The sequence below is a fragment of the Nocardia amamiensis genome, from assembly GCF_015477605.1.
Lineage (GTDB): Bacteria > Actinomycetota > Actinomycetes > Mycobacteriales > Mycobacteriaceae > Nocardia > Nocardia amamiensis_A.
Genome location: NZ_JADLQX010000010.1, coordinates 146,344 through 167,227 on the forward strand (window position 1 = coordinate 146,344; position 20,884 = coordinate 167,227).

Sequence of the window (20,884 nt, forward strand, 5' to 3'; positions counted from 1 at the left end):
GTCTTCGGCGAAGGTGGTGACCCGTGCGGACCATATCTACCGATATCCCGGCCAGGCTGGATCGTCTGCCGTGGTCACGCTGGCACTGGATGATCGTGATCGGACTCGGGTCGGTATGGATCCTCGACGGGCTAGAGGTGACCGTCGTCGGCAGCGTGGCGAGCCGGTTGTCGGAACCGGCCAGTGGCCTGAACATCACGGCGGCACAGGTATCCGGCGTCGCCGCGGCGATGTACGTCGCGGGCGCGGGCTCCGGCGCGCTGTTCTTCGGTTGGCTGACCGACAGATTCGGCCGCAAGAAGCTCTTCCTGATCACCCTCGCGGTGTACCTCTGCGCCACCGCGCTGACGGCACTGTCGTTCTCGATGTGGTGGTTCGTGCTCTTCCGCTTCCTCACCGGCTTCGGCATCGGCGGCGAATACGCGGCGATCAACTCCGCGATCGACGAACTGATTCCGCGCCAGTACCGCGGACGCGCCGACATCGTCATCAACGGCACCTACTGGCTCGGCGCGGTCGGCGGCGCGCTGCTGTCCATCGTCGCGCTCAACACCGACTTGTTCGCACCGAATATCGGCTGGCGCTTGACTTTCGCGCTCGGCGCCGTATTCGGGCTGGTCATCCTGGTGGTGCGCAGGCATGTTCCGGAAAGCCCGCGCTGGATGTTCATCCATGGCCACGAGGACGACGCGGAGCGGACCGTCACCGCGATCGAACAGCAGGTCCGTGCGGACAGCGGTGCGGCGTTGGACGATGTCTCCGATCAGCGGATCGTTATCCGGCAGCGGCGCGCCATCTCCTTCCGTGAGATCGCGGCGGTGATGGTGCGGCATTATCCGCGCCGCAGCGCGCTGGGGCTTGCGCTGTTCATCGGGCAGGCGTTCCTCTACAACGCCATCACGTTCAACTACGCGCTCATCCTGTCCAGAGCGTTCGGCGTTCCCGACCACCGGGTCGGCTACTACTTCGCCGTCCTGTGCCTCGGCAACTTCCTCGGCCCGCTGTTGCTGGGCAGGCTTTTCGACACGGTCGGCCGCAAACCGATGATCGCGGGCAGCTACCTCGGCTCCGCCGTGCTCCTGCTGTGCACCGCATGGCTTTTCGCGGCGGGCCAGTTGTCCGCCGTGACGCTCACCGTCTGCTGGACCGCCGTGTTGTTCGTCGCCTCCTGCGGCGCGAGCGCGGCCTATCTGACCGTCAGCGAGATCTTTCCGATGGAGACCAGGGCGATGGCCATCGCCTTCTTCTACGCGATCGGGACCGTCGCGGGCGGCGTCGCGGGACCGCTGGTGTTCGCCGAACTGTCCGACGAGGGCGACCCCGGCAAGACCGCCCTGGCATTCACCATCGGCGCGCTGGCCATGTTCGCCGCCGGGCTGGTGGAGCTGGCGTACGGCGTGCGCGCCGAACGGCGTGCGCTGGAGGAGCTCGCCGAACCGCTCAGCGCGACCCGCGAGCCGGCTCGCACGGCCGCCGCTCAGCCTCCGCCCAGCGGATAGGGACGGCACTGCGCGGTGTCGGTCGCGGTGGCCCGGCCGCAGCCGTAGATCATCACGGGCTCCGCGGTGGTCGAGGGATCCCAGATCTGCTCCACACTGAGCAGGCCGACCCACTTGTCCTGCGCCACCCGGCCCGCGTCCGCGCCCTCGCTCACCGAGAAATCCAGCACGCCGCTGCTGGATTCGATCACCGGTTGACGCGGCAGATCACGCAGCGCGGCCCACACCGCGGCCGCGCTGATCGGGATCGGCTCGGTCCAGACACCGGAGACGGCCGGAGCCAACGCCTGCACGGCCCGTACGAACAATCCAACCGCGTCATAGGTCAACGCGACGCGCTCGCCCAGCGGATGCAACTGAACCCGTTCACCCAAGGGCTTGTCCGCTTCGGCGCAGGCGTTCCAACTCGGGATCTCCGGATCCACGGTGGTGGCAAGGTTGTAGAACTCGACGCGGCTACGGAATCCCTGGCCTTTGTTCCGGCAGGTGACCAGGCTGGCTTTGGCCACATAGATCAGCGGGCGTGCGCTGTTGGCCGCCCGGCGCCGCTCCGCGCTGGCCATGAACCGGTTCACCGAATCGTCCGCGATCAGCATGACGCGCTGGTCGCCGCAGGCCTTGTTGAGGCTGCGCAGGAAATCCGGGAACTCCGAATCCCGGCCTGCGAAGAACAGCACCTCGTCGCACGCGTCCGTGTTGTCGGGCTTGACGAACGCGTCGCGCAGGTCCCACGACCCATCCCAGATCGCACGCCCGTCTTCGGCGAGGATGTGCAGGTCCGCGGCCATGTTCTCGGTATAGAGATCGGTGGGATCGGGACGGTGGTAGATGCGCGCCCCACGCCGGGCAAACCCGGGAAGGGAGTTCAGATACTGCCTGATCATGTCGGCGATCGCGTAGTTCGGCGCGGCGATCTGGAAATACAGCGGCGAGGACCGCACCATCTCGTCGGCCGACAGGCTCGGCGCCACCATCGGCACGCCGAGCCCGGTCAGCTCGTTGATCATGGCCAGCGTCGCGGTACGGCTCTGATCGAGTCCGATCGCCCCGACGATGCTCGGCTCGGCGCGGACCAGCGGGGCCAGCAGGGCGACCACCTGCTCGCCCTGCAGGTTGGCCGGACCGGTGTTGGCCAGCAACAGCCGGATCAGCGGGACCGTGTCCGGCGTGACCTGCTCCGACGGCGGCACCGATTCCAGCGCGTGGTACTGGGCGAGCGCGAGTCCCTCGATGTCCTCGCTCTGCGCCGGGTAATCGCCCGGAACACCGCTGAGCTGGCCGAAATAGACCAGGGTGAACAGCGGTCGCGTCGGCTGCGCACGGGCCAGCTGCTCGGCGCGCAGATTCTGCCGGTACACCCGCCGCTGCACTTCCACCAGGCGGCGACTGCCCGGCTCGTCGCCGGCGAACAGGAAGCCGCGACCGCCGGTGGCCGGATCATCGGGATCGTAGGCGCTGAAACCGACACAGTTGCCGCCCCCACTCGGCACGATTCGCACCCACCGCACGGGTTCGCCTGTGCCGCACGCGGGCCTGCCCGTACCCCACGGCTGCCATACCGCGAACCCGCCCGCCGCCACCGCGATCACGACCACCAGCAGTGCGACGCTCACCGACTTGACCCGGCGCGCCCACCACGGCGGCGCGGGGGGTTGAATCCGGCGGAACGGATCCGGCTCGTAGTCGTCGGTTCTGGTCGCGGGCACCGCGAACCACAGCTGCCAAGCCCGCGGTCGCTGGCGCTGCCGGGCGACCGGGAGCCCGTCCAGCCAGATCTCGTACATCCGTGGCACTCGATACGCCGGTCGCTCGGTGACGTCCGCCGGCGCTGTATGAGTGCCGATCAGCACCAGCAGCGGGTCGTCCTTGCCGGTTTCGTTGCGGACGTCGTTGATCAGGTCCAGCAACCGTGGACCGATTTCGGCGTCGAGCGAGCGCAGGACGACGACGGGATAGGTGGTTCGCCGTGCCGCGCCGATGCTCCACCACCGACGGCGGTACGCCACCCGCAGATCCTCGAGAAAGGCGTGCACCAGCAGCCTGGCCAGTTGCTCCGCGTTCTCGTGTCTGCGGGCGCCCTCGGTGAGCCGGTGGGCGAACCCGACGAACTGACTGGATTGCTCCGGCGCCAGATACTGCTGGCGCATGAACCAGCGGAACTCGCGGCCGATGCCCGGAATCCGTCCGCCGGTGCGTGCCCGGAACACCGCCGTCGGCAACACGATCCGCAACACGCCCAACAGCAAGCGTTGCAGCGGCCCCACCGAGTGCTGCGCTTCGCCGAGCAGCTCCTCGCCCCATCGGCCCAAGTTCTCGCGCAGCATCTTCGCCAGCTCGTCGAGCTCGTTGTCGGACTCGAGCTTGCGCGCCATCAGCCACTCGGCCAGCCGGTAGCGCCGAAAGGGCAACGGGCGCAATCCTCCGAAGCGATCGGCCGACAAGCCCTTGCAGAGGCTGTAGAGCAGTTGCCGCAATGCCGTCAGCCCCGGTGTCGTGTCCTCCACCAGGGAGCTGCCCTCGGGCAGGGGTTCCAGACGCGCCGCGTCGATGGTCACGTGCACAGCGCTGCCGAGCGCGGTGGCGAACATCTCCAGGCAGGCCCCGACATTGGTGCGATCACCGGATAGGCCGACCATCGGCAGCATCCGTTCGCCGCGCGGCGGCCGCCGCACCAACCAACGCAGCAAGTCTTCGAGCACGTCGACTCCCTGGAAGGAGACAACTCTGGTGCCGGACATAACACCCCCGTGTCCTCCGCCGAATGTGGGCACTATTCAAGCAGACTGCAAAGTCGTTGGCACCCTGGCACATAGACGATCCCGGCTACATCGACATACTGGTCATCCGATATTTCGAAGACGCCGGCACCGCGGCAGCCAGTGGTTCTCGTCATGCCTGATTTCGGCGTCGACATAGATGATTTCGGTGCTGCGCGGGAACGTAGCACCGCCACGACAGTCGGAATATCGTTCGAATGATCGACCGGTGACGCGAAAAGCGGAGTCGTCGGCTATCCCCTGATCGACCGATACCGCCGCACCGGTCCGCGATCTGACCTCCGTGACAACACTTCGCATCGACTCGGCATCGCATGCGAGCGCAGGGCATCGCCGACGACATCGCGCTCGGCCAGGAATTCGCCTCGGTGGTGGAGCACCATTTCCTGCGTTTCGCACGCCTGGTCGCCAGCGAACGCGCGTTCATGCACGCGCTGGTGGCCGTCGTCGCCCATGACACATACGCGGAACCGGACGGACGCATTTCGGTGGAACGCGAATTGAGCTTCCCCGCTCTGGTGGTTCCGGTGATCGAACACGGACAGCGCGACGGCACGTTCGCCGGCGACCAGCCCGCCGCGGACCTGGCCGACCTGCTGACCAACGCGCTGCTGCTGCGTTGCTTCACTCGTCGGGCCGCCACTCCGGAACGCGTCCTTGTCTTCAAACTCGCGCTCGATGGCCTGGGCAACGCGTCAGCAATCCAACGGCCGGCGCGCTGAGGGTGTCGCCGGGCGGCTCAGTTGCGGCTCGGGTCGGCGGTCGTGTGGGATCGGGTGATGCGGCGATGGGCCATGACCTCGGCCCACCAGCCGCTCAACGGGCTGGGGTCGGGCCACACGATGGGATCTCGATCGTCGTCGTCTGCGACGCGCGCTTCGGGCTTCTCGATCACGATGACGTTCCTCTGCGCTGAGCGGTATGTGCGGAGGGCCCTCGTGTTCGCGCGGCACCGGTGGTTCGCGACGAATCGCTTCGAATCGGCTGGTCGTCGAGCAGCGCGGGTTCCTCGCCCGTGGGTCGGACGACCACGCTGTCGGTCCGATATATACCACCAATACCACGCGGAACGCAGAACAAACCGATCTTTCCGGTTTTCCGCCGGCGGCGCCGCAGGGCGCACGGTCCCGCTCCGGGGCGTTCGACCAGCAGAAATGGCCACTCGCCCGCGTGTCATCATCCGCACCGGGAAGGGGCCGGGCGGTCACTCGCCGCCCGGCCCCTTCGAGCTCCTGGCGTCAGCGTCCGGCGCGGCTGTGTTCGCCGCCACGGACCTTCGCCTCGGTCGGCTGCGCTTCCGCGCCCTTGCGCCCGGCCGCACTGGGATCGGCCGAGTTGCTCTCGCCGAAGCTACCGGTGCTGGCCTTGCCGCCGCGGCGCGCCTGCTCCTCGGTGTCCGAACGGTTGCCGAACTGACCTGGATTCTTCGGGTCAGGCATCGCGGATCCTCCTTCGGTGCGTTGTAACCAAATCCGTGACCGTCCGCAACGGCCACACCGACAGCGCTACCCGAAGCGATCCCGGCCAATCGTCGCACCGCCGAAAATATTCGAAAAGCGTTCGCGCACAACCGGTACGGCGGCGTGAGCCGGAACGGCACACGCTCGTGCCCGCACGGACGAGTGCTGATTCGGAACGGGATTCGCGGGTACTCCCCCAGCGACCCGCTGGTCCGAACCCACCGCGGCGCCGAGAGTTCGCAGGTCGCGTGATTCCGGGCGTTCGCAGACGCGCGTCAGCGGCGAGGATATTCGTGCGCTAAAGGGAAACAGGGGATACCGGAAACAGGTGATACCGATGGCCGACCTTCGGCGGATAATCGAAAAGCACGGCCCCTTCGCATCGGTCTGTTTCGACAGTTCCCACGACACCGAAGACGCGGCGCGTCAACTCGAGCTGCGGTGGAGTTCGATCGACGCCAAGCTGGAAAGCAGCGGAGCGCGGCCCCGCATTCGCCGGCTGCTCGCCCAAGAGATCGAACGGCATCCCCCGATGCAGGGACGGTGCGGCAGACTGCTGATCGCCGATGAGACCGAGGTGCTCGCCGACGAGCGACTGCCGAGCCCACCGGATGCCGAGACGGTCCGGGTCTCGCCGCTGCCCTACCTGCTGCCGCTGATCGAGGTGGAGTCCGAGCAGATACCGCACGTGGTCGCCGTCGTGGACCGGGTGGGCTCGGAACTCTACTCGCTCGACGAGCACCGCGACGAATTCGGCGAGACCCTGCGGGGGACGGATCATCCGGTGCACAAGGTGCGGCGCGGCGGGTGGTCCCATCGCACGATTCAGCAACGGGTCGAGAACACCACCCGGCGCAATATCCGCGAATTCGCCCGCGAAGTGGACCGACTGGCCGACACAGTGCACGCGGACGTCATCGTCCTCGCCGGAGAGGTGCAGGCCCGCTCGGAGTTGCGCACGGAGATCGGCGCGAAGGGACGGGACGTCATCGAGGCCGAATCCGGCACGCTGGCACCGAATTCGGATCCGAAAGCGCTCGACGCCGAAGTACGCGAGATCCTGCACCGGGTGGCGACCGACCGGCGCAGGCAGCTGCTCGACCGCTTCGCCGCCGAGCTCGGGCGTCCGGACGGCCTGGCGGTGAACGGCCTCGCCGGGACCTCCAATGCGCTCCGTGACGCCAACGTGGAACGGATGCTGCTCCACCGCGGGACACTCGGCGACCGGCTCGTACTGGCCGGGACCACCCCGAACCCGTTGATCGGCCCTGCGGCGAACAGCACGGCGGGTGAGATGCGCCGAGCCGATGAGGCGCTGCCGGTGGCCGCCCTGGCGACCGACGCCGCGATCACCGTGGTGGACGACGCCACAGCGCTGCGCGACGGCGTCGGCGCCCTGCTGCGGCACCGTTGAGTCCGGCGGCCCGGATCCGACCGCCGAGCGTCACCGCTTCGGAACGCGCTCGTGCACGGTCAGCAGCAGGTGGTCGAAGGCGGTCTGCACCTGCGGTGGCGCCGGGGGCACCTGATCCATCTCGGCGATGATCTGTGCGGCCAGGTCACGAAGCTTGATGTTGGTTTCCTGCGAGCGCCATTGCAGTACGTGAAATGCCTGCTCGGCGTTGATCCGGTATATGCGCATCAGCACGCCTTTGGCTTGCTCGATCAGCGCGCGCGACTCGACCAGTTTCGGCAGCGTGTCGTCGAGCAAATCCTGCCGTTCTTCGGCGATGGTTGCGGTCAGATCGATGTAGTAACCCGCGGTGCCGACCACGGTGCCGTCCTTGTCGGTCATCGTGTCGCCGAGCACGATGACGTGATGCACCGACCCGGCGGTGTCGATGATGCGGTGGCGGCTGCAGAACGGCTCGGCGTTGCGGACCGACTTCTCGATCGCCTCGGCGACGTGCTCCCGATCCTCGGGATGCTTGTGGGCCAGCAACAACTCCGTCGTCGGCGTCACCGTGTCCGGCGCGTAGCCGTGCATCGCGGCTACTTCGTCCGACCACTCCCACCGCTGATCGCCGAACCAGAACCGGAAACTCCCCGCGGTTTGGGGCGTGCCCGCACCGACCACCCGGGCTACCGTTCCTTCGGCCGTGTCCACGATCGGATCGCCCGATTCGTTCATCGCGTGAGTGTGCTCCTAGCTCCTACTGGGGCTATCAGTGTAGTCCCGCCTCCGCGGCGGGCTGGGGCACACGCAACTGCTCGGCCCGGTATCACGATCATGCCATCGGACCTTTCCGGCCGAGGTGCGATGAACCGGTTCCAACTGCCCGTCACCAGGCTCGGCGTCCAGAACCGGGCGCGCATCCTGGCCCTCGCCGGTAACGGGACCGTTGCGGCGATCCCGAAGGCCACCCGATGCCTCTCGGTATCGATATCGAGGACGGCAAGCGCGATCTCGACGGAAAGCTAAGGCGTGCGCCACTTCTCGTCCGGCAGCAGCGTGCTGGCCTGCGGGCCCATCAGGAGCATTCCTCCGTCGACGACATAGGAGGCGCCGGTGACATAGCCTGCCGCCGGTGTCGCGAGGAAGGCCACCACGGCGGCGACCTCCTTGGCGTGACCGGTACGCCCCAGCGGTACCCCCGGCCGATACTGGTCGCGCGGATCGACATCTTCTTGGCCGGTCATCGGCGTCGAGATCTCGCCCGGCGCAACCGAGTTCACGGTGATGTCGTGTTCGGCCAGCTCCAGTGCCAGCACTTTCGTCAACGCACCGAGGCCCGCCTTGGCCGCGCAGTACGGCGCGGCGCCGACCCGGGGTGCGTGCTCGTGCACGCTGGTGATGTTGATGATCCGCCCGCCTTTGCCGGCGGCGATCATGTGCCGGGCGGCGCGCTGCGCGCAGAGGAACGCACCGTCGAGGTCGACCGACAAGACGTGCCGCCAGGTATCGAAGTCCATGTCCATGACCTGCTGGGCCGAGCCGGTCCCGGCACAGTTCACCAAGACGTCGAGGCCGCCGAGCTCCTCGGCCAGTTCATCGATCACCGAGGCGGCGGTCGGCAGATCCGCCAGATCGAGCCGGCGGATCGCGGCGGTCATACCCCGTTCGCGCACCTGCGCGGCGGTGTTCTCGACACCCTGCCGGTCGCTGTGGAACGTCAGTCCCACATCGGTTCCACCGCCCGCGAGCGCGACCGCGACCGCAGCGCCGATGCCGGAGTCGCTTCCGGTGACCACGGCCCGCAGCGGCGCACCCGCGCGATCCTCCGGGAGCGGAGCTGTAGTAGGCATGGTGTGCTCCTACCCCGTCGTCCGCGGCTCACACCCCCCTCGGCATCTGCCATATTTTCCCGCCCAACCACTTGCGCCGGAGGAAAGTTGGTGCTATAAGAAATCTGTGTCACTTGGCACAGGTTTTCTGATTCGTTCTATGAAGACATAGAGTGGGTTGGAGGTGACGACCATGCTGATGCGCACCGATCCGTTCCGCGATCTGGAGCGGTTGACGCAGCAGGTGTTCGGCACGGTGGCCGGGCCGACGGTGCTGCCGATGGACGCTTGGCGCGAGGGTGACCAGTTCGTGGTCGAGATCGACGCCCCGGGCATCGACCGGGACTCCCTCGGTTTGGAGGTCGAAGGAGGCGCCGTGACGGTTCGGGCGCGCCGCCCGGAACTCGACGTCAATCGGGAAGTGATCGCCACGGAACGCCCACGCGGCGAATTCAGCCGCCAGCTGTTCCTGGGCGACAATGTCGATACCGAGCATGTCCGCGCCGACTACCGCGACGGCGTCCTCCGTCTGGCGATTCCGCTCGCGGAGAAGGCCAAGCCGCGCAAGATCGAAATAGACCGCGGCGACGGACACACGGCGATCGACGCCTGACCGGACGGTCGAGTGGAGGCAGGTCATGACCGGTCTCGTTCCGTGCTCGCAATCGCCCGACGACCTGGACGTCTGGTTGCTGGACCCGGACCTCGAACGATTGTTCGCGGAGGTCGATGCGATCCTGTGCGACGCCCGTGCCCGCATGCGGGGGCCGGCGCCGAGGTCACGTCGCACGGGAGGTCGGCAATCCGCCCAGGAGCCGCTGGAGCCGCGTGACCGGCGACCCGAGACCGGGCGCGCTACCCAGCGTGGTCCTCCGCAGGACACAGTTGCGCCGCGAATTACCCAAGCGACGAAGTGAAAGCGAGGTGATGCCCGTATTCCATGAGCAACGAGCTCCGCGGAATGCCGCCGCAGACCCTGCCCCAGGCGCATTCGAGCACGATGTTCGACCAGCTCTACGCGCATAGCCACGCCCGTGGCACCACAGGGATGACGGCAGGCTACCGCGGGCTCATATGCAGGTATGCCTTTCAATCGCCGGGGAAGGGGCAACGGGCCCCTTCCCCGGCGCGATATCCCGGCCGGTCAGCAGCGACAGCGAAAGGAGATTCCGCATGCCCCCGCTTCCCTCGAGCAACGACGCCGATCACGCCGAGCAACACACCTTTGCCTGTCGAACCGATCAGGAGGCCGGATTGGACACCACAGCGCTCACACCGCTGGCCGAGCGCATCCGTGGCGCGTTCGAATCCGCCGGAACCGACGACCGCATAGAGCAGTCCTTTCTCACACCATTTCCCGACGAGGACTACCCATTCGCTTACTGACACCGGCCCACACAACCACCGGCGCCCGATAGCGTCCACGCGCCAACCGCGAGCCGTCCGTCGGCGGTTCCGCAGACCGACATCGTGCTCGGCCGACCGCACCGATCCACGAGCGCCGAACGGAGCAGACGCCGATCGTGATATCCGGGATGCAGTGGGTATTGCCTGGGCGTTGGCCGCCGCACCGCAGTGACATCGCAAGGCACCATTCGCCCAGCCCGGAGGTTGTCGTGACCAGCGATCCACAACAGGCCAAGCGCCCGGTGAGCGCGCTGCTGGCGGGCCCCTACGGGCACCCGTTCCATCCGATCCTGGTGACCGTGCCGATCGGCGCGTGGGTGGCAAGCCTGGTGTTCGACATCGGCTCCCGGGTCGTGGACGAACCGGACTTCCTCGCCGAAGGCGCGCTGTGGCTGATCGCGATCGGCGTGCTGGGCGCACTGGCCGCGGCGGCGATCGGGTTTCTGGATCTGCTGGCCATCCCGAGCGGCACCCGGGCGTTCCGGACCGGGCTGCTGCACATGAGTCTGAATCTCGCCGTCACGGTCGCCTTCGCGATCGGTTTCCTGTGGCGACAGGCCGGCGATGGGCCGCGTGGTCCGGTCGCCCTCGGCCCGCTGCTGCTGACCGCGGCGAGTCTCGCCGTGCTGGGGGTATCGGGCTTCCTCGGCGGAAAGCTCGCCTATCACTACGGCGTCCGAGTGGCCGACGAGGCCAGCCAGGCCGCCGGCTACCAGCGCTGATCCCTATTCGTTCGGATCGAAAGGAATCGTCATGGCCATCGCGGCATTGATCACCTGGCTGCTGACCGCGGCGGGCGGTTTCGTCCTGCTCGCCACCTGGATCTCCAAAGGCGCTACCCGGCAACCCGGCACGACCAATCTGCCGCCGCCGGTCGTCTTCGGACACTTCGTCCTCGCCGTCGCCGGTTTGATCGTCTGGCTCATCTATCTCTTCGCCGACGAAGTCGCGCTCGCGTGGACGGCGTTCATTCTCCTTCTTCCCGTGGCCTTGCTCGGGTTGTTCATGTTCGCCCGCTGGCTGCCCGTCTACCGCGCACGGGCCGCATCCGGCACGCCGGAGAACGCCGAGAGCCACTTTCCCGTGGCGGTCGTCGCGGGTCACGGCGTATTCGCGGTCACGACCGTAGTTCTGGTGTTACTGACGGCTGTCGGTGTCGGTGATTGACCGCCGGTCCCTTGCCCTCGGATTCAGCCCGGAAGCTGGGACCAGAAATCGCACCTGTGCCTGGCGGCGAAGTCGTGGGACATGGTGCTGCCGGTCGCCCGCATGAGCAGCACCGCACCGTCGGTCCGGCCACCGTGCTCGGGCCAGGCAGACCATTGCGGCAAGCCCGGTCCGTTCGGGTCGCCGGTGTGGGCGAAGGTGGTCCACCATCGCTGCATCTGCCGGGCGAAGGCGTCGGACGCCCCGGTCCACGGGATCGGCACGCCCATCAGACCGGTGAACAGGTAGGGCAGTTCGGCGGAATGGAAGGCGCCCGGCAGCACGGGATCGCTCTCGCCGAAGGGCGCCTGGTCGAATTCGTACTGCCACAGGGGATGTCCGGTGTCGCGGGCCACGCGGCTGGTGAGGAGTGCCGGGCAGGCGAACAGTCCGTCGGTGATGACCGCGGATTGAGCGGCCGCGGGTGCGGGATAGTGATCGAGGGGGTATTCGGCCAGTACTCGATCGGCGTAGGGGCCGAATGACTGGCGGACGTAGCGTTCGTAGCTTGCGGCATCCGGTGCATGACCGCGCGCGTAGTCGGATTCTGCGACGAACAACGCCCCTTCGTTGCCGTTGCTTCCGATGATCAGGGGTATCTTCCGGTCGTCCACTTCCAGGGCGACGTCGAGCGTGCGCGTGACGACGACGCCGTCGATGCTGGGCACCCAGATGGGCATCGGGCCGTCGAATTGGACGGTCGGCGAATCGAGGAGTTTCGCGGCGGGCAGGGACCGCAAACACGCCAATTGGGTCACGGGGTCGCCGCATCCGACGCTCTCGGCGTAGCGCTGCGAGCGCGTGAAGGCACCCTCGCGGCTGCCGGGAACCAAGGGCGACTGTGCGCAGGATCCGCTTTGGACGATGGCCTTGTGGTAAAGACCGTCGGAGCCGGGTGCGGCCAGGTGTGTGCAGACGCTTCCGCCACCGGCCGATTCACCGAAGATCGTGACGTTGCCGGGATCACCGCCGAAGGCGGAGGCGTTCTCGTGCACCCACCGCAGCGCGGCTTGCTGGTCCTGGATGCCCACTGTTCCGGTCGCTCCATCCGACTCCGCGGCCAGTTCGGGTAAGGACATGAATCCGAACGGTCCGAGGCGGTAATTGGGCACCGCAACGATCACGTCGCCTTCGGCGACCATCCGGGCGGGTGCGTCGTATTGGCTGTTGGAACCGGTGACGTAACCGCCGCCGTGGAAGAACACCATGACCGGCAGATTTTTGTCGCGTGCGCCCTCTGGCGCGTACAGGTCGATGGTCAGGCAGTCTTCGCTGGTGGGGCCCATTGGCGGTGTGCCGGGCAGATATCCGTTCTGCGGACACAGCGGACCGTGGTCGTGGGCAGGCCGGACACCGGGCCACGGCGCCGGAGGCTCCGGGGCACGGAACCGAGCGTCACCGCTGGTGGGTGCGGCGAACGGGATACCCAGATACTTGACGATTCCATCCGCGGCGAACCCGGAGATCTCCCCGCCGGTCACGACCACCAGGGGTGGCGCCGACGCGACCGCGGGCGCCGGAGCGCCCGCCAACGAGAGGCCGATCGCCGCGATTCCCGAGATCGCGGATCGCATGACCGAGCGAATCATTGCTGCCGGGTACCTCCGATGCGGTCGCTACGGTCGGCAGCAACGACCTTCATCAGCCCAACCAGTAGCCCTCGACCAGCCAGGCCGGCGGCATGCAGCTCGGACAGATGCTACCGCGACCCCAGCGCGTCGACGCGCACCGCGCAAGCTCGGCAACACTTGTGGCCGACGCCTCGGATCAGTCCCCCGAAAGCAGGGAGACTTCCTCGGCGAGGATCTTGATGGTGTCGCGAATCTGGTCTTCGGTATGGCAGGCGGTGACGAAGAACCGAAGACGCGCGAGGTCTTCCGGCACCGCCGGATACAGGATCGGGTTGACGTTGACGCCTCGGCGCAGCAGTGCGTTGGACAGCTTCAGCGTTTTCAGCGAGTCGCCCACGATGCACGGAATGATCGGTGTGTCGTGGCTGTCGCCGGTGTCGATCCCCGCTTCGCGGGCCAGGCGCAGGAACAGCCGGGCGTTGCGCCGCAGACGTTCGAGCGGCTCGTGGTCGGCTCGCAGCTGCCGGATCGCCGCCGCCGAGGCGGCCGCGTTCATCGGCGTCATACCCACGCTGTAGACGAATCCGGGCGTCGTGTATTTCAAGAAGCGGATCAGCTCCGCACTGCCCGCGACGTAGCCTCCGCAGCCGGCGAGCGCCTTCGACATGGTGCCGGACCACAATTCGACATCGTCGCGATCGACGCCGAAGTATTCGCCGATTCCGCCGCCGCCTTCGCCCAGCACGCCGACGCTGTGCGCCTCGTCGATCATCAGCAGCGCCTTGTGCTTCTTCTTGATCGCGATGATCGCGGGCAGATCGGGAATATCGCCGTCCTGGCTGTACACGCCCTCGATCAGGATGAGCACCCGCCGGTACTGATGCCGGATCTCGGTGAGCAGCCGGTCGAGTGCGGCGTGGTCGTTGTGCGGGAACGGCCGCCGCGTCGCGCCCGACAGCTTGCAGCCTTGCAGGATGCTGTCGTGCGCCAAAGCGTCGTGGATCACGAGGTCTTCCGGGCCCACCAGGTGGCCGATGATCGTGACATTGGTGGAATGGCCGCCCACGAGCGCGATCGCGTCCTCGGTGCCGAGCAGGGCGGCGAGTTCGGCCTCCAGCTCGCGGTGGACCGGCTTCTCGCCGGAGAGGATCCGGCTGGCCGAGCACGAACTGCCGTAGCGCGCCACGGCGTCCTGGACAGCCGCGACGACCGCCGGATGGCCGGACAGACCCAGGTAGTTGTAGCTGGAGAAATTGATCGTCGGTTCCCCGTCGATCACCGAAGTGTCGGTGGTGACCCCGTCGTTGACGAGGAAGTAGGGATTGGACAGACCGAGTGCTTCCACGCCGGAGAGTCGATCGGCGATCGCCTTCACCTCGGCGAAGTCGGCGATCCGGTACTCCGCCTCGACGGCGGCGGGCCTGGGTTCGGACGGGCGCACAGCCGTCGCGCCCGGACCGGGGCCGGGCGGGCCGGAACCGGGTCCGCCGACCTGGCCGGTGACGTAACCGATCATGTCGCCGAGCGTCGTCGTCCGCGTGAACCAGGTGGGGTCGATGGTCAGTCCGGGCAGCTTGCGGATGAGTCCGGCGAACAGGTCGGTCAGCATCAGCGAATCGAATCCGAGGTCGTCGCTGAGGGTATGCGCGTCGCGTAGTCGATCGACGGGGAATCCGCTCACCCGGGCCAGTTCCGCGCGTACCACACCGGCGGCTGCGTCCGGGGGGAGGGCCGTGGGCTCCGCGGCCGTCTGCGGGGCGACCGACTGGGGCGCCACCATCGCTGGGACGGCCGGTTGCGCCGCGCCGCTTTGCCCTGTGCCTGCCACAAGGCTCGCTAGCACCGCGTTCTGCTCGCGGAAGAACGAAATCACTTGATCCATGGTCGTTTCCTCGGGGTGGGCGGAAGTCGAAGGGAGAGTCGGTGGTTCGACCCAGAACCGGTGCTCGGTGGAGAACTCGTACACCGGCAGGCGACGGCGCTCGCGGTGTGCCGGTTCGTAGAGCTCGTCCCAGTTCGGGTCGAATCCATCGCGGTACAGCGCGGCCAGCGTCTCGGCCAATTCGCCGCCGGTCGCGGCGGGCCCCGGACTGGGTACCAGGCAGCGCGCTGCCAGATCGGGACGAATCCGGCCGACCAGAGCCGCGAGCACACGGCGTGGACCGACTTCGATCACGTGCGTGGGATCCGTTGCCAGAGCGGCCTCGACGGCATCGCCGAACCGGACCGTGGCACGGACGTGTGCGGTCCAATACGCGGCGTCCATCTCCTCGTGTTCGCCGAGTAGGCGGCCGTGCACGGTCGAGTAGATCGGAAGAACCGGCGCACGATAGGTGCATTCGCGCGCGACCGCCTCGAACTGCTCCAGCATCGGCGTCATCAGCGGACTGTGGAATGCGTGGGAGACGTTGAGCTCCTTGGTGCTCACCGCACGCGCGGCGAGCACATTCCGTATCCGGCCGAGCGCCTCGGCCGCACCGGAGAGCACGAGCTCTCCAGGTCCGTTGACGGCGGCGAGCGCGACCTCCGGTTCGTCCGCGAGCAGGTCGGCGATCTGTTCGGTGCCGGTGCGCACGGCGAGCATCGCGCCGTCGTCCGGCAACCGTTGCATCAGCGCGCCGCGCGCGACAACCAGTCGGCAGGCGTCGTCCAGGTCGAATACCCCGGCCACCGCGGCGGCCGCGAATTCGCCGATGCTGTGACCGATCAGCCAGGCGGGCCGGACGCCCGCGTCGGCGAGCGACTTGGCGAGTGCGTACTCCATCGCGAAGATCGCGGGCTGCGCGAGTTCGGTCCGGTCGATGTCCATGCGCGACCGCTCACTCCATCGCTGAGTGTCCATGCGCGACCGCTCACTCCATCGCTGAGTGTCGACGCTCTGGTCGAGCAGCAGCTCGCGCACCGAACGGCCGAGATGGGCCGTCATGGCGTGGTCGACCGCCGCGAGGGCGCGCCGGAACAATGGGCTCGCCGCGACCAACGCCCTGGCCATTCCCGCGAATTGCGAGCCTTGGCCGGTGAACATCCAGCCGATACGGACCGCTTGCGCGACACCGTGTTCCAGGTCGCCACGCAGACGTGCGATCGCGTCGTCGCGGTCGGCGGCGACGATCGCGAGCCGGTGTGCGCCCGACGCCTTGGCGCGATTGCTCGTCCAGCACAGCTGTGCGAAGTGATCCGGCGGCATCGCCGCCAACGACTCGGCCATCCGATGCGCGTTGCGCCGCAGCCCGGCCGCGTCGTTCGACGACAGGGTGAGCACACCGCCGCCGGACGACGAGGGAGATTCCATCGCGGGTGCGCTACCGAGCACGATGTGGGCGTTCGTGCCACCGATGCCGAAGCTGCTGACACCGCCGTGCGCGGACCGCTCCAGCGGCATGGGTTCGGCGAGCAGTCGCAGGCCGTGCTGCGCCATCCGCAGCCGCGGGTTCTCCTGGTCGGCGAACCTCGACGGCGGAACGACACCGTGGTGCAGAGCGAGTGCGACCTTGATCAAGCCCGCGACGCCTGCAGCGCCCTCGGTGTGGCCGAGATTGCCTTTTATCGAACCGATTCCGCAGGGACGCACGCGGTTCTTGCCGTGCAACTGCCCCAGCGCCTTGACTTCGATCATGTCGCCGAGCACCGTGCCGGTGCCGTGCGCCTCGAGGAAATCGACGTCCTCGGGCAGGACTGCGGCCCGGTCGCACGCCTCGCCGATCACCTGCTGCTGCGCCCAGCGGTTCGGTGCGGTGATGCCGTTGCTTCGCCCGTCGGAGTTGACCGCGCTGCCCTTGATCACCGCGTAGATCGGCAGGCCCGCGGCCTGGGCGTCGGCGAGCCGCCGCAGCACGAGCACGGCTACACCCTCGCCGCGCACGATTCCGTCGGCGTTGCCGCTGAACGGTTTGCACCGCGCGTCCGGCGCGGAGAGCCCAGCTTGGGTGTAGAACACGCCGACGGCCGGGGTGAGCACGAGGTTGACGCCACCGGCGATCGCCTGGTCGCATTCCCCGGAAGTCAATGCCGCGCAGGCGAGATGGATCGCCACCAGCGAGGACGAGCAGGCGGTGTCGACCGCGATGCTCGGCCCCTTCAGGTCGAATTGGTAGGACAGCCGGTTGGCGGTCATGAAGTACCCGTTGCCGGAGCCGTGCTGCGGCGTGATCGCGGCATAGTCGCTCATCTGTAGGTTGGCCCATTCGTTGGCCATCACCCCGACGAAGACCCCGGTCCGCGAGCCCGCCTCGGCGCGCGGGTCGAGGGTGGCGTCCTCGAAGGCTCGCCAGGTGGCCTGCAAGAGCAACCGCTGTTGCGGGTCCATCGCTCCGGCTTCGCGCGGAGTGATGCCGAAGAACTCGTCGTCGAACGCATCGGCATCGTCGATGAAGCCGCCGCTGCGGGTGTTGATCGTGCCCGGCGCACCGGCCGGGTCGTGGAAGTCGTCGGCGTTCCAGCGGTTCGCCGGAACCTCGGCGATCACGTCGCGTCCGTCGATCAGCAGCTGCCACAGCGCTGCCGGATCGGGTGCCTGCGGGAATCGGCAGTCCAGGCCGACGATGGCGATGTCGGTCATGCGGCCAGGGCGAATTCGGCCGCGATGTGAGCGGCGATGTCGGCGATGGTGGGGTAATCGAAGACCAGCGTCGGATCCACTTCCAGCGACCACTGATCCTCGATCTCGCCACACAGGTTGACCGCCGACACCGAGTCCAGGCCGAGTTCGGCGAGCGGGACCACGGGATCGATCTGGTGGGGTGCGCGCTCGGTGTAGTCGGCCACGCGCTCCACGAGCCAATCCTGGATGGTTGCCGGGCGGGTGACGGTGGTGCTGAACATGTTTCGGCTCCTATGAGGTATGGGTGGGTCAGGCGGTCAGTGATCGGCTCAGCGCCGGTTCGAGATCCTCGAGCAGGACACTCTCGAGGCGATCCGCGAGAAACGACTCCCGCATCGAGCTGCGTTGGACCTTGCCGCTGGTGGTGCGGTGCACCGATCGGGGCTCCACGAGAACGACACTCGGTGCGGCCACGTCGAATCCGCGGGCGACGGCGTTCTTGATCGCCGAGGACAGGTCGACCAGCGTTTTGCCGCCTTGCCGGGCCGTCTTCACGCCCTGTAGCACGACGAGCCGCTCCCGCCCGCCCGCGTCGACGGACACGGCCACACCGGCGGCGCCGAGCGCGGGGTGCAGATCGCGTACCAGGTCTTCGATGTCATGGGGATAGATGTTGCGGCCGTTGATGATCAGCAGATCTTTGCTGCGGCCCGTGACGAACAGCTCGCCATCGTGCAACAGGCCGAGATCGCCGGTACACAGGAACGGCCCCTCGGCGCCGATATACGCGTCGAATGTTTCGCGGGTCGCCTCGGCACGGTTCCAGTAGCCCGCCGCCACACTGCCACCACGAATCCAGATCTCGCCGACCTCGTCCTCCGGAAGCTGCTGCCGCGTGTGCGGGTCGATGATGCGGACGTCCAGACCGCGGGCAGCCCGACCACAGCCGACCAGCCGGGTCCCGCGGCCGTGATCCAGGTGAACCGGCGCGGCGGCGATGGATCCCGCGCTGGCCAACAGCGTCACCTCGGCCAACCCGTAGGCCGGCAGGAAGACGGTGGGTCGCAGGCCTGCGGGCGCGAAACGCTCGAGCACGGCGGCGATCGTCCGTTCACGCACCGGTTCGGCGCCGCTCAGCGCGACTTCGAGGGTGCTGAGATCGAGTTCGGCTACCTGCACATCGGTCACCCGGCGAGCAATCAGGTCGTAGGCGAAGTTCGGTGCGGCGGTATAGGTGGCGCGGTAGGTGCTGATGGCCTGCAGCCAGCGCACCGGACGCTTGAGAAAGGTCGTCGGCGCCATGAACACCAGGTTCGCTCCGATGTACAACGCCCCGAGCAGCGAGCCGATCAGGCCCATGTCGTGGAAGTGCGGGATCCAGCTGACGACGGTCGCGGCGTCGTTCAGCCCGATCGAGGCGATGGCGGCTTCGTTGTGCATGAGGTTGCCGTGCGTCACGACGACGCCCTTAGGGGTACCCGTGGAGCCCGAGGTGTACTGGAGGAAGGCGATCGTCCCGGCATCGATGTCGGGCATCCGCCAGTCGTCGGGGTCACCGAGCGGACCGTCGGTCGCGGCGACGAGTTGGCTTGTCGCGTCCGCGACCAGTGGCCGGACGTCACTGGTGGTGAGCACCAGCTGCGCGCCGGAGTCGGCGATCACGCCGGCCAACCGCTGGGTGCTGCGCTCGTCGTGCGGCAAAGGCGCGGGAACGGCTATCACGCCCGCGTACAAGCACCCGAGAAAAGCCCGGAGGAACGCCAGCCCGTCGTGGTAGAGGAGCACGACCGGCTGAGCCGATTCCGGACGGTCCGCCAGCCACACGGCGACAGCCCTGGCGTCGCGGTCGAGCTCGAGGTAGGTGACGACATCCTCGCTGAGCTCTCGCCCGGCCTCACGAAGGTAGGTGTAGGACCTGGTCTCCCCATAGTCGAAAATTTGCTGCCTTACGTGGTGAACGTAGCTCGGCTGCATCTCGTGGTTCCTTTGGAGGGCTCGGCATCGGTGTCGGCTACTACTGTCTGCCGTCTACAACCGCGCAACCAGGAACCTCAGGGATCGCCCAGCAAACCCCGGGTGGGCCCGATCCCACCCTTGGGTGTGTAGTCAGCGCGCGTCACGTCGCCGGGCCGTGAACGCGCCCTCTTAGTTGCTTAGCGCAAGCGATTCTTCTCGGTGCATGACGCAAACACCTGATCTTGCACCGGAGCAGAACCAGGATCCGGCGCTGCTCGACTGAGCGCAGCATCCGCGGTTCGGAAAGCCCGCCTTCGCTGCGGCCGGGCACGACGAAAGCATGCTCTGCCGAGCCGGCGGATTCCGGATGCCGCGGTACCGGGCAATGCTCAGTACGGCGGCCGCTCGACGGAGCGGAGGTCGGCGCCCGAGGCCGAGGCAATGGCGAGAGCCAGGCAGCGCAACTCGCCGGGGATCAGCACCGATCGGATGGCGCCCTGGAAACACTCCAGCATGGCGCCGTCGGACCACCGCACGTCATAGCGGTACCAGCAGCGTCCGTCGCTGCGACCACGCTGGATATCGCGTTCGGTCCGGACGGCCAGTTCCATCAGCGCGGCAGTGACCTGGCTCGGCCCGCCCGCGCTGGCGATCTTCCACCACGGCTGGCCGAAATACCCTGGTTCGGAGATCTCGACCAGGTACAGCAGAGGCATCCCCACGGCGTCGGAGGCGGTCATACCGCACAGAGTGCATCAAATCGGACTGGACGAACAGGTGAAACGCCGAATGTGTGCTGAGCCGCGACATCTCTGATCGCTACATCGCTGCATCGCTATGACCCGATGCGGTCCAGGAGCCAGCGAGGACCGACCGTGTTCGCCCCGATCGCCTCGACGCGGTCCCGGAGCCCCCGATCCGCCGTCACGACCGTGATCGCACGATCGCCGTCCTCCGCGCCCGCCGCGGCCACCACACCGACTATCGCGTCGTCTCCCGAACCGTCCGCCTGCACGATACGGAGGTGGGCGAATTCCGGGTCCGACGCACCGGCAACAGCGGCCTTCGCCGCTCCCTCCAGCACGACGACCAACTCGGCCGGTTGCGCCAGGTGCTCATCGAGCCTGGACATTTTCGTGAGCAGTCGCCGTGCCGCACCGGAACGATCGCGCCACCATCCATCGGGCCGCGAGCCGATGACATTCGCGGCGTCCACCACGATCAGCCGATCACCGTCCTGCAT

General features: G+C 67.6%; 18 protein-coding genes. 7 read left to right on the forward strand and 11 right to left on the reverse strand.

Annotation, left to right across the window (positions count from 1 at the left end):
- Positions 1 to 23 precede the first annotated feature (23 nt).
- Positions 24 to 1,499 carry an MFS transporter gene (locus IU459_RS15505; RefSeq protein ID WP_195130226.1) on the forward strand — a complete coding sequence of 492 codons (1,476 nt, stop codon included), beginning with the start codon at positions 24 to 26 and terminating at the stop codon, positions 1,497 to 1,499.
- Here the strand turns inward: IU459_RS15505 and IU459_RS15510 are convergent.
- On the reverse strand, positions 1,478 to 4,237 hold the full coding sequence (locus tag IU459_RS15510) for a hypothetical protein (RefSeq protein ID WP_195130227.1): 2,760 nt from the start codon (positions 4,235 to 4,237) through the stop codon (positions 1,478 to 1,480). The two genes, IU459_RS15505 and IU459_RS15510, sit on opposite strands and share 22 nt — an antisense overlap.
- 353 nt (positions 4,238 to 4,590) lie before the next feature.
- Between IU459_RS15510 and IU459_RS15515 the strand changes: the two genes are divergently transcribed.
- Complete coding sequence (locus IU459_RS15515) at positions 4,591 to 4,998, forward strand: hypothetical protein (RefSeq protein ID WP_195130228.1); 408 nt, start codon at positions 4,591 to 4,593, stop codon at positions 4,996 to 4,998.
- 17 nt (positions 4,999 to 5,015) lie between these two features.
- Here the strand turns inward: IU459_RS15515 and IU459_RS15520 are convergent, their stop codons facing one another.
- Together IU459_RS15520 and IU459_RS15525 are read right to left on the reverse strand one after the other, a co-directional pair.
- A complete protein-coding gene (locus IU459_RS15520) occupies positions 5,016 to 5,171 on the reverse strand; it encodes a hypothetical protein (RefSeq protein WP_195130229.1) in 156 nt (51 codons plus the stop codon).
- Positions 5,172 to 5,514: 343 nt separating this feature from the next.
- Positions 5,515 to 5,715, reverse strand: coding sequence for a hypothetical protein (locus IU459_RS15525; protein WP_195130230.1), 201 nt, complete (start codon positions 5,713 to 5,715; stop codon positions 5,515 to 5,517).
- 358 nt (positions 5,716 to 6,073) lie between these two features.
- On the opposite strand from IU459_RS15525, the gene IU459_RS15530 reads away from it, so the two are divergent.
- Positions 6,074 to 7,150 (forward strand): Rv2629 family ribosome hibernation factor, encoded by a 1,077-nt coding sequence (locus IU459_RS15530; RefSeq protein ID WP_195130231.1) that lies wholly within the window; start codon positions 6,074 to 6,076, stop codon positions 7,148 to 7,150.
- Between the two features lie 30 nt (positions 7,151 to 7,180).
- On the opposite strand, the gene IU459_RS15535 is transcribed toward IU459_RS15530, so the two are convergent.
- Positions 7,181 to 7,867, reverse strand: a complete 687-nt coding sequence (locus IU459_RS15535) for a PAS and ANTAR domain-containing protein (protein WP_195130232.1) — start codon at positions 7,865 to 7,867, stop codon at positions 7,181 to 7,183.
- Between the two features lie 287 nt (positions 7,868 to 8,154).
- Complete coding sequence (locus IU459_RS15540) at positions 8,155 to 8,982, reverse strand: SDR family oxidoreductase (protein WP_195130233.1); 828 nt, start codon at positions 8,980 to 8,982, stop codon at positions 8,155 to 8,157.
- Between the two features lie 172 nt (positions 8,983 to 9,154).
- Here IU459_RS15540 and IU459_RS15545 point away from each other — a divergent pair, with 172 nt between their 5' ends.
- From IU459_RS15545 to IU459_RS15560, 4 genes are all read left to right on the forward strand, one after another.
- Positions 9,155 to 9,574 carry an Hsp20/alpha crystallin family protein gene (locus tag IU459_RS15545; protein ID WP_195130234.1) on the forward strand — a complete coding sequence of 140 codons (420 nt, stop codon included), beginning with the start codon at positions 9,155 to 9,157 and terminating at the stop codon, positions 9,572 to 9,574.
- A 560-nt stretch (positions 9,575 to 10,134) separates the two neighbouring features.
- On the forward strand, positions 10,135 to 10,347 hold the full coding sequence (locus tag IU459_RS15550) for a hypothetical protein (RefSeq protein ID WP_195130235.1): 213 nt from the start codon (positions 10,135 to 10,137) through the stop codon (positions 10,345 to 10,347).
- A gap of 230 nt (positions 10,348 to 10,577) precedes the next feature.
- A complete protein-coding gene (locus IU459_RS15555; RefSeq protein WP_324198883.1) occupies positions 10,578 to 11,090 on the forward strand; it encodes a DUF2231 domain-containing protein in 513 nt (170 codons plus the stop codon).
- A 31-nt stretch (positions 11,091 to 11,121) separates the two neighbouring features.
- Positions 11,122 to 11,535, forward strand: a complete 414-nt coding sequence (locus IU459_RS15560; protein WP_195130237.1) for a hypothetical protein — start codon at positions 11,122 to 11,124, stop codon at positions 11,533 to 11,535.
- 23 nt (positions 11,536 to 11,558) lie between these two features.
- On the opposite strand, the gene IU459_RS15565 is transcribed toward IU459_RS15560, so the two are convergent.
- The 6 genes from IU459_RS15565 to IU459_RS15590 form a co-directional block, all read right to left on the reverse strand.
- Positions 11,559 to 13,148: a carboxylesterase/lipase family protein gene (locus IU459_RS15565; RefSeq protein ID WP_195130238.1), complete on the reverse strand. Its 1,590-nt coding sequence runs from the start codon at positions 13,146 to 13,148 to the stop codon at positions 11,559 to 11,561.
- Between the two features lie 193 nt (positions 13,149 to 13,341).
- Entirely contained in the window at positions 13,342 to 17,703 is a 4,362-nt protein-coding gene (locus IU459_RS15570; protein ID WP_195130239.1) for a type I polyketide synthase, read from the reverse strand.
- On the reverse strand, positions 17,700 to 17,966 hold the full coding sequence (locus IU459_RS15575) for an acyl carrier protein (protein ID WP_195130240.1): 267 nt from the start codon (positions 17,964 to 17,966) through the stop codon (positions 17,700 to 17,702). Before IU459_RS15575 ends, IU459_RS15570 begins: the two co-directional genes overlap by 4 nt.
- A 28-nt stretch (positions 17,967 to 17,994) precedes the next feature.
- On the reverse strand, positions 17,995 to 19,659 hold the full coding sequence (locus IU459_RS15580) for a fatty acyl-AMP ligase (protein ID WP_195130241.1): 1,665 nt from the start codon (positions 19,657 to 19,659) through the stop codon (positions 17,995 to 17,997).
- A gap of 371 nt (positions 19,660 to 20,030) precedes the next feature.
- On the reverse strand, positions 20,031 to 20,381 hold the full coding sequence (locus IU459_RS15585; RefSeq protein WP_195130242.1) for a hypothetical protein: 351 nt from the start codon (positions 20,379 to 20,381) through the stop codon (positions 20,031 to 20,033).
- A gap of 95 nt (positions 20,382 to 20,476) precedes the next feature.
- Positions 20,477 to 20,884 carry a hypothetical protein gene (locus IU459_RS15590; RefSeq protein ID WP_195130312.1) on the reverse strand — a complete coding sequence of 136 codons (408 nt, stop codon included), beginning with the start codon at positions 20,882 to 20,884 and terminating at the stop codon, positions 20,477 to 20,479.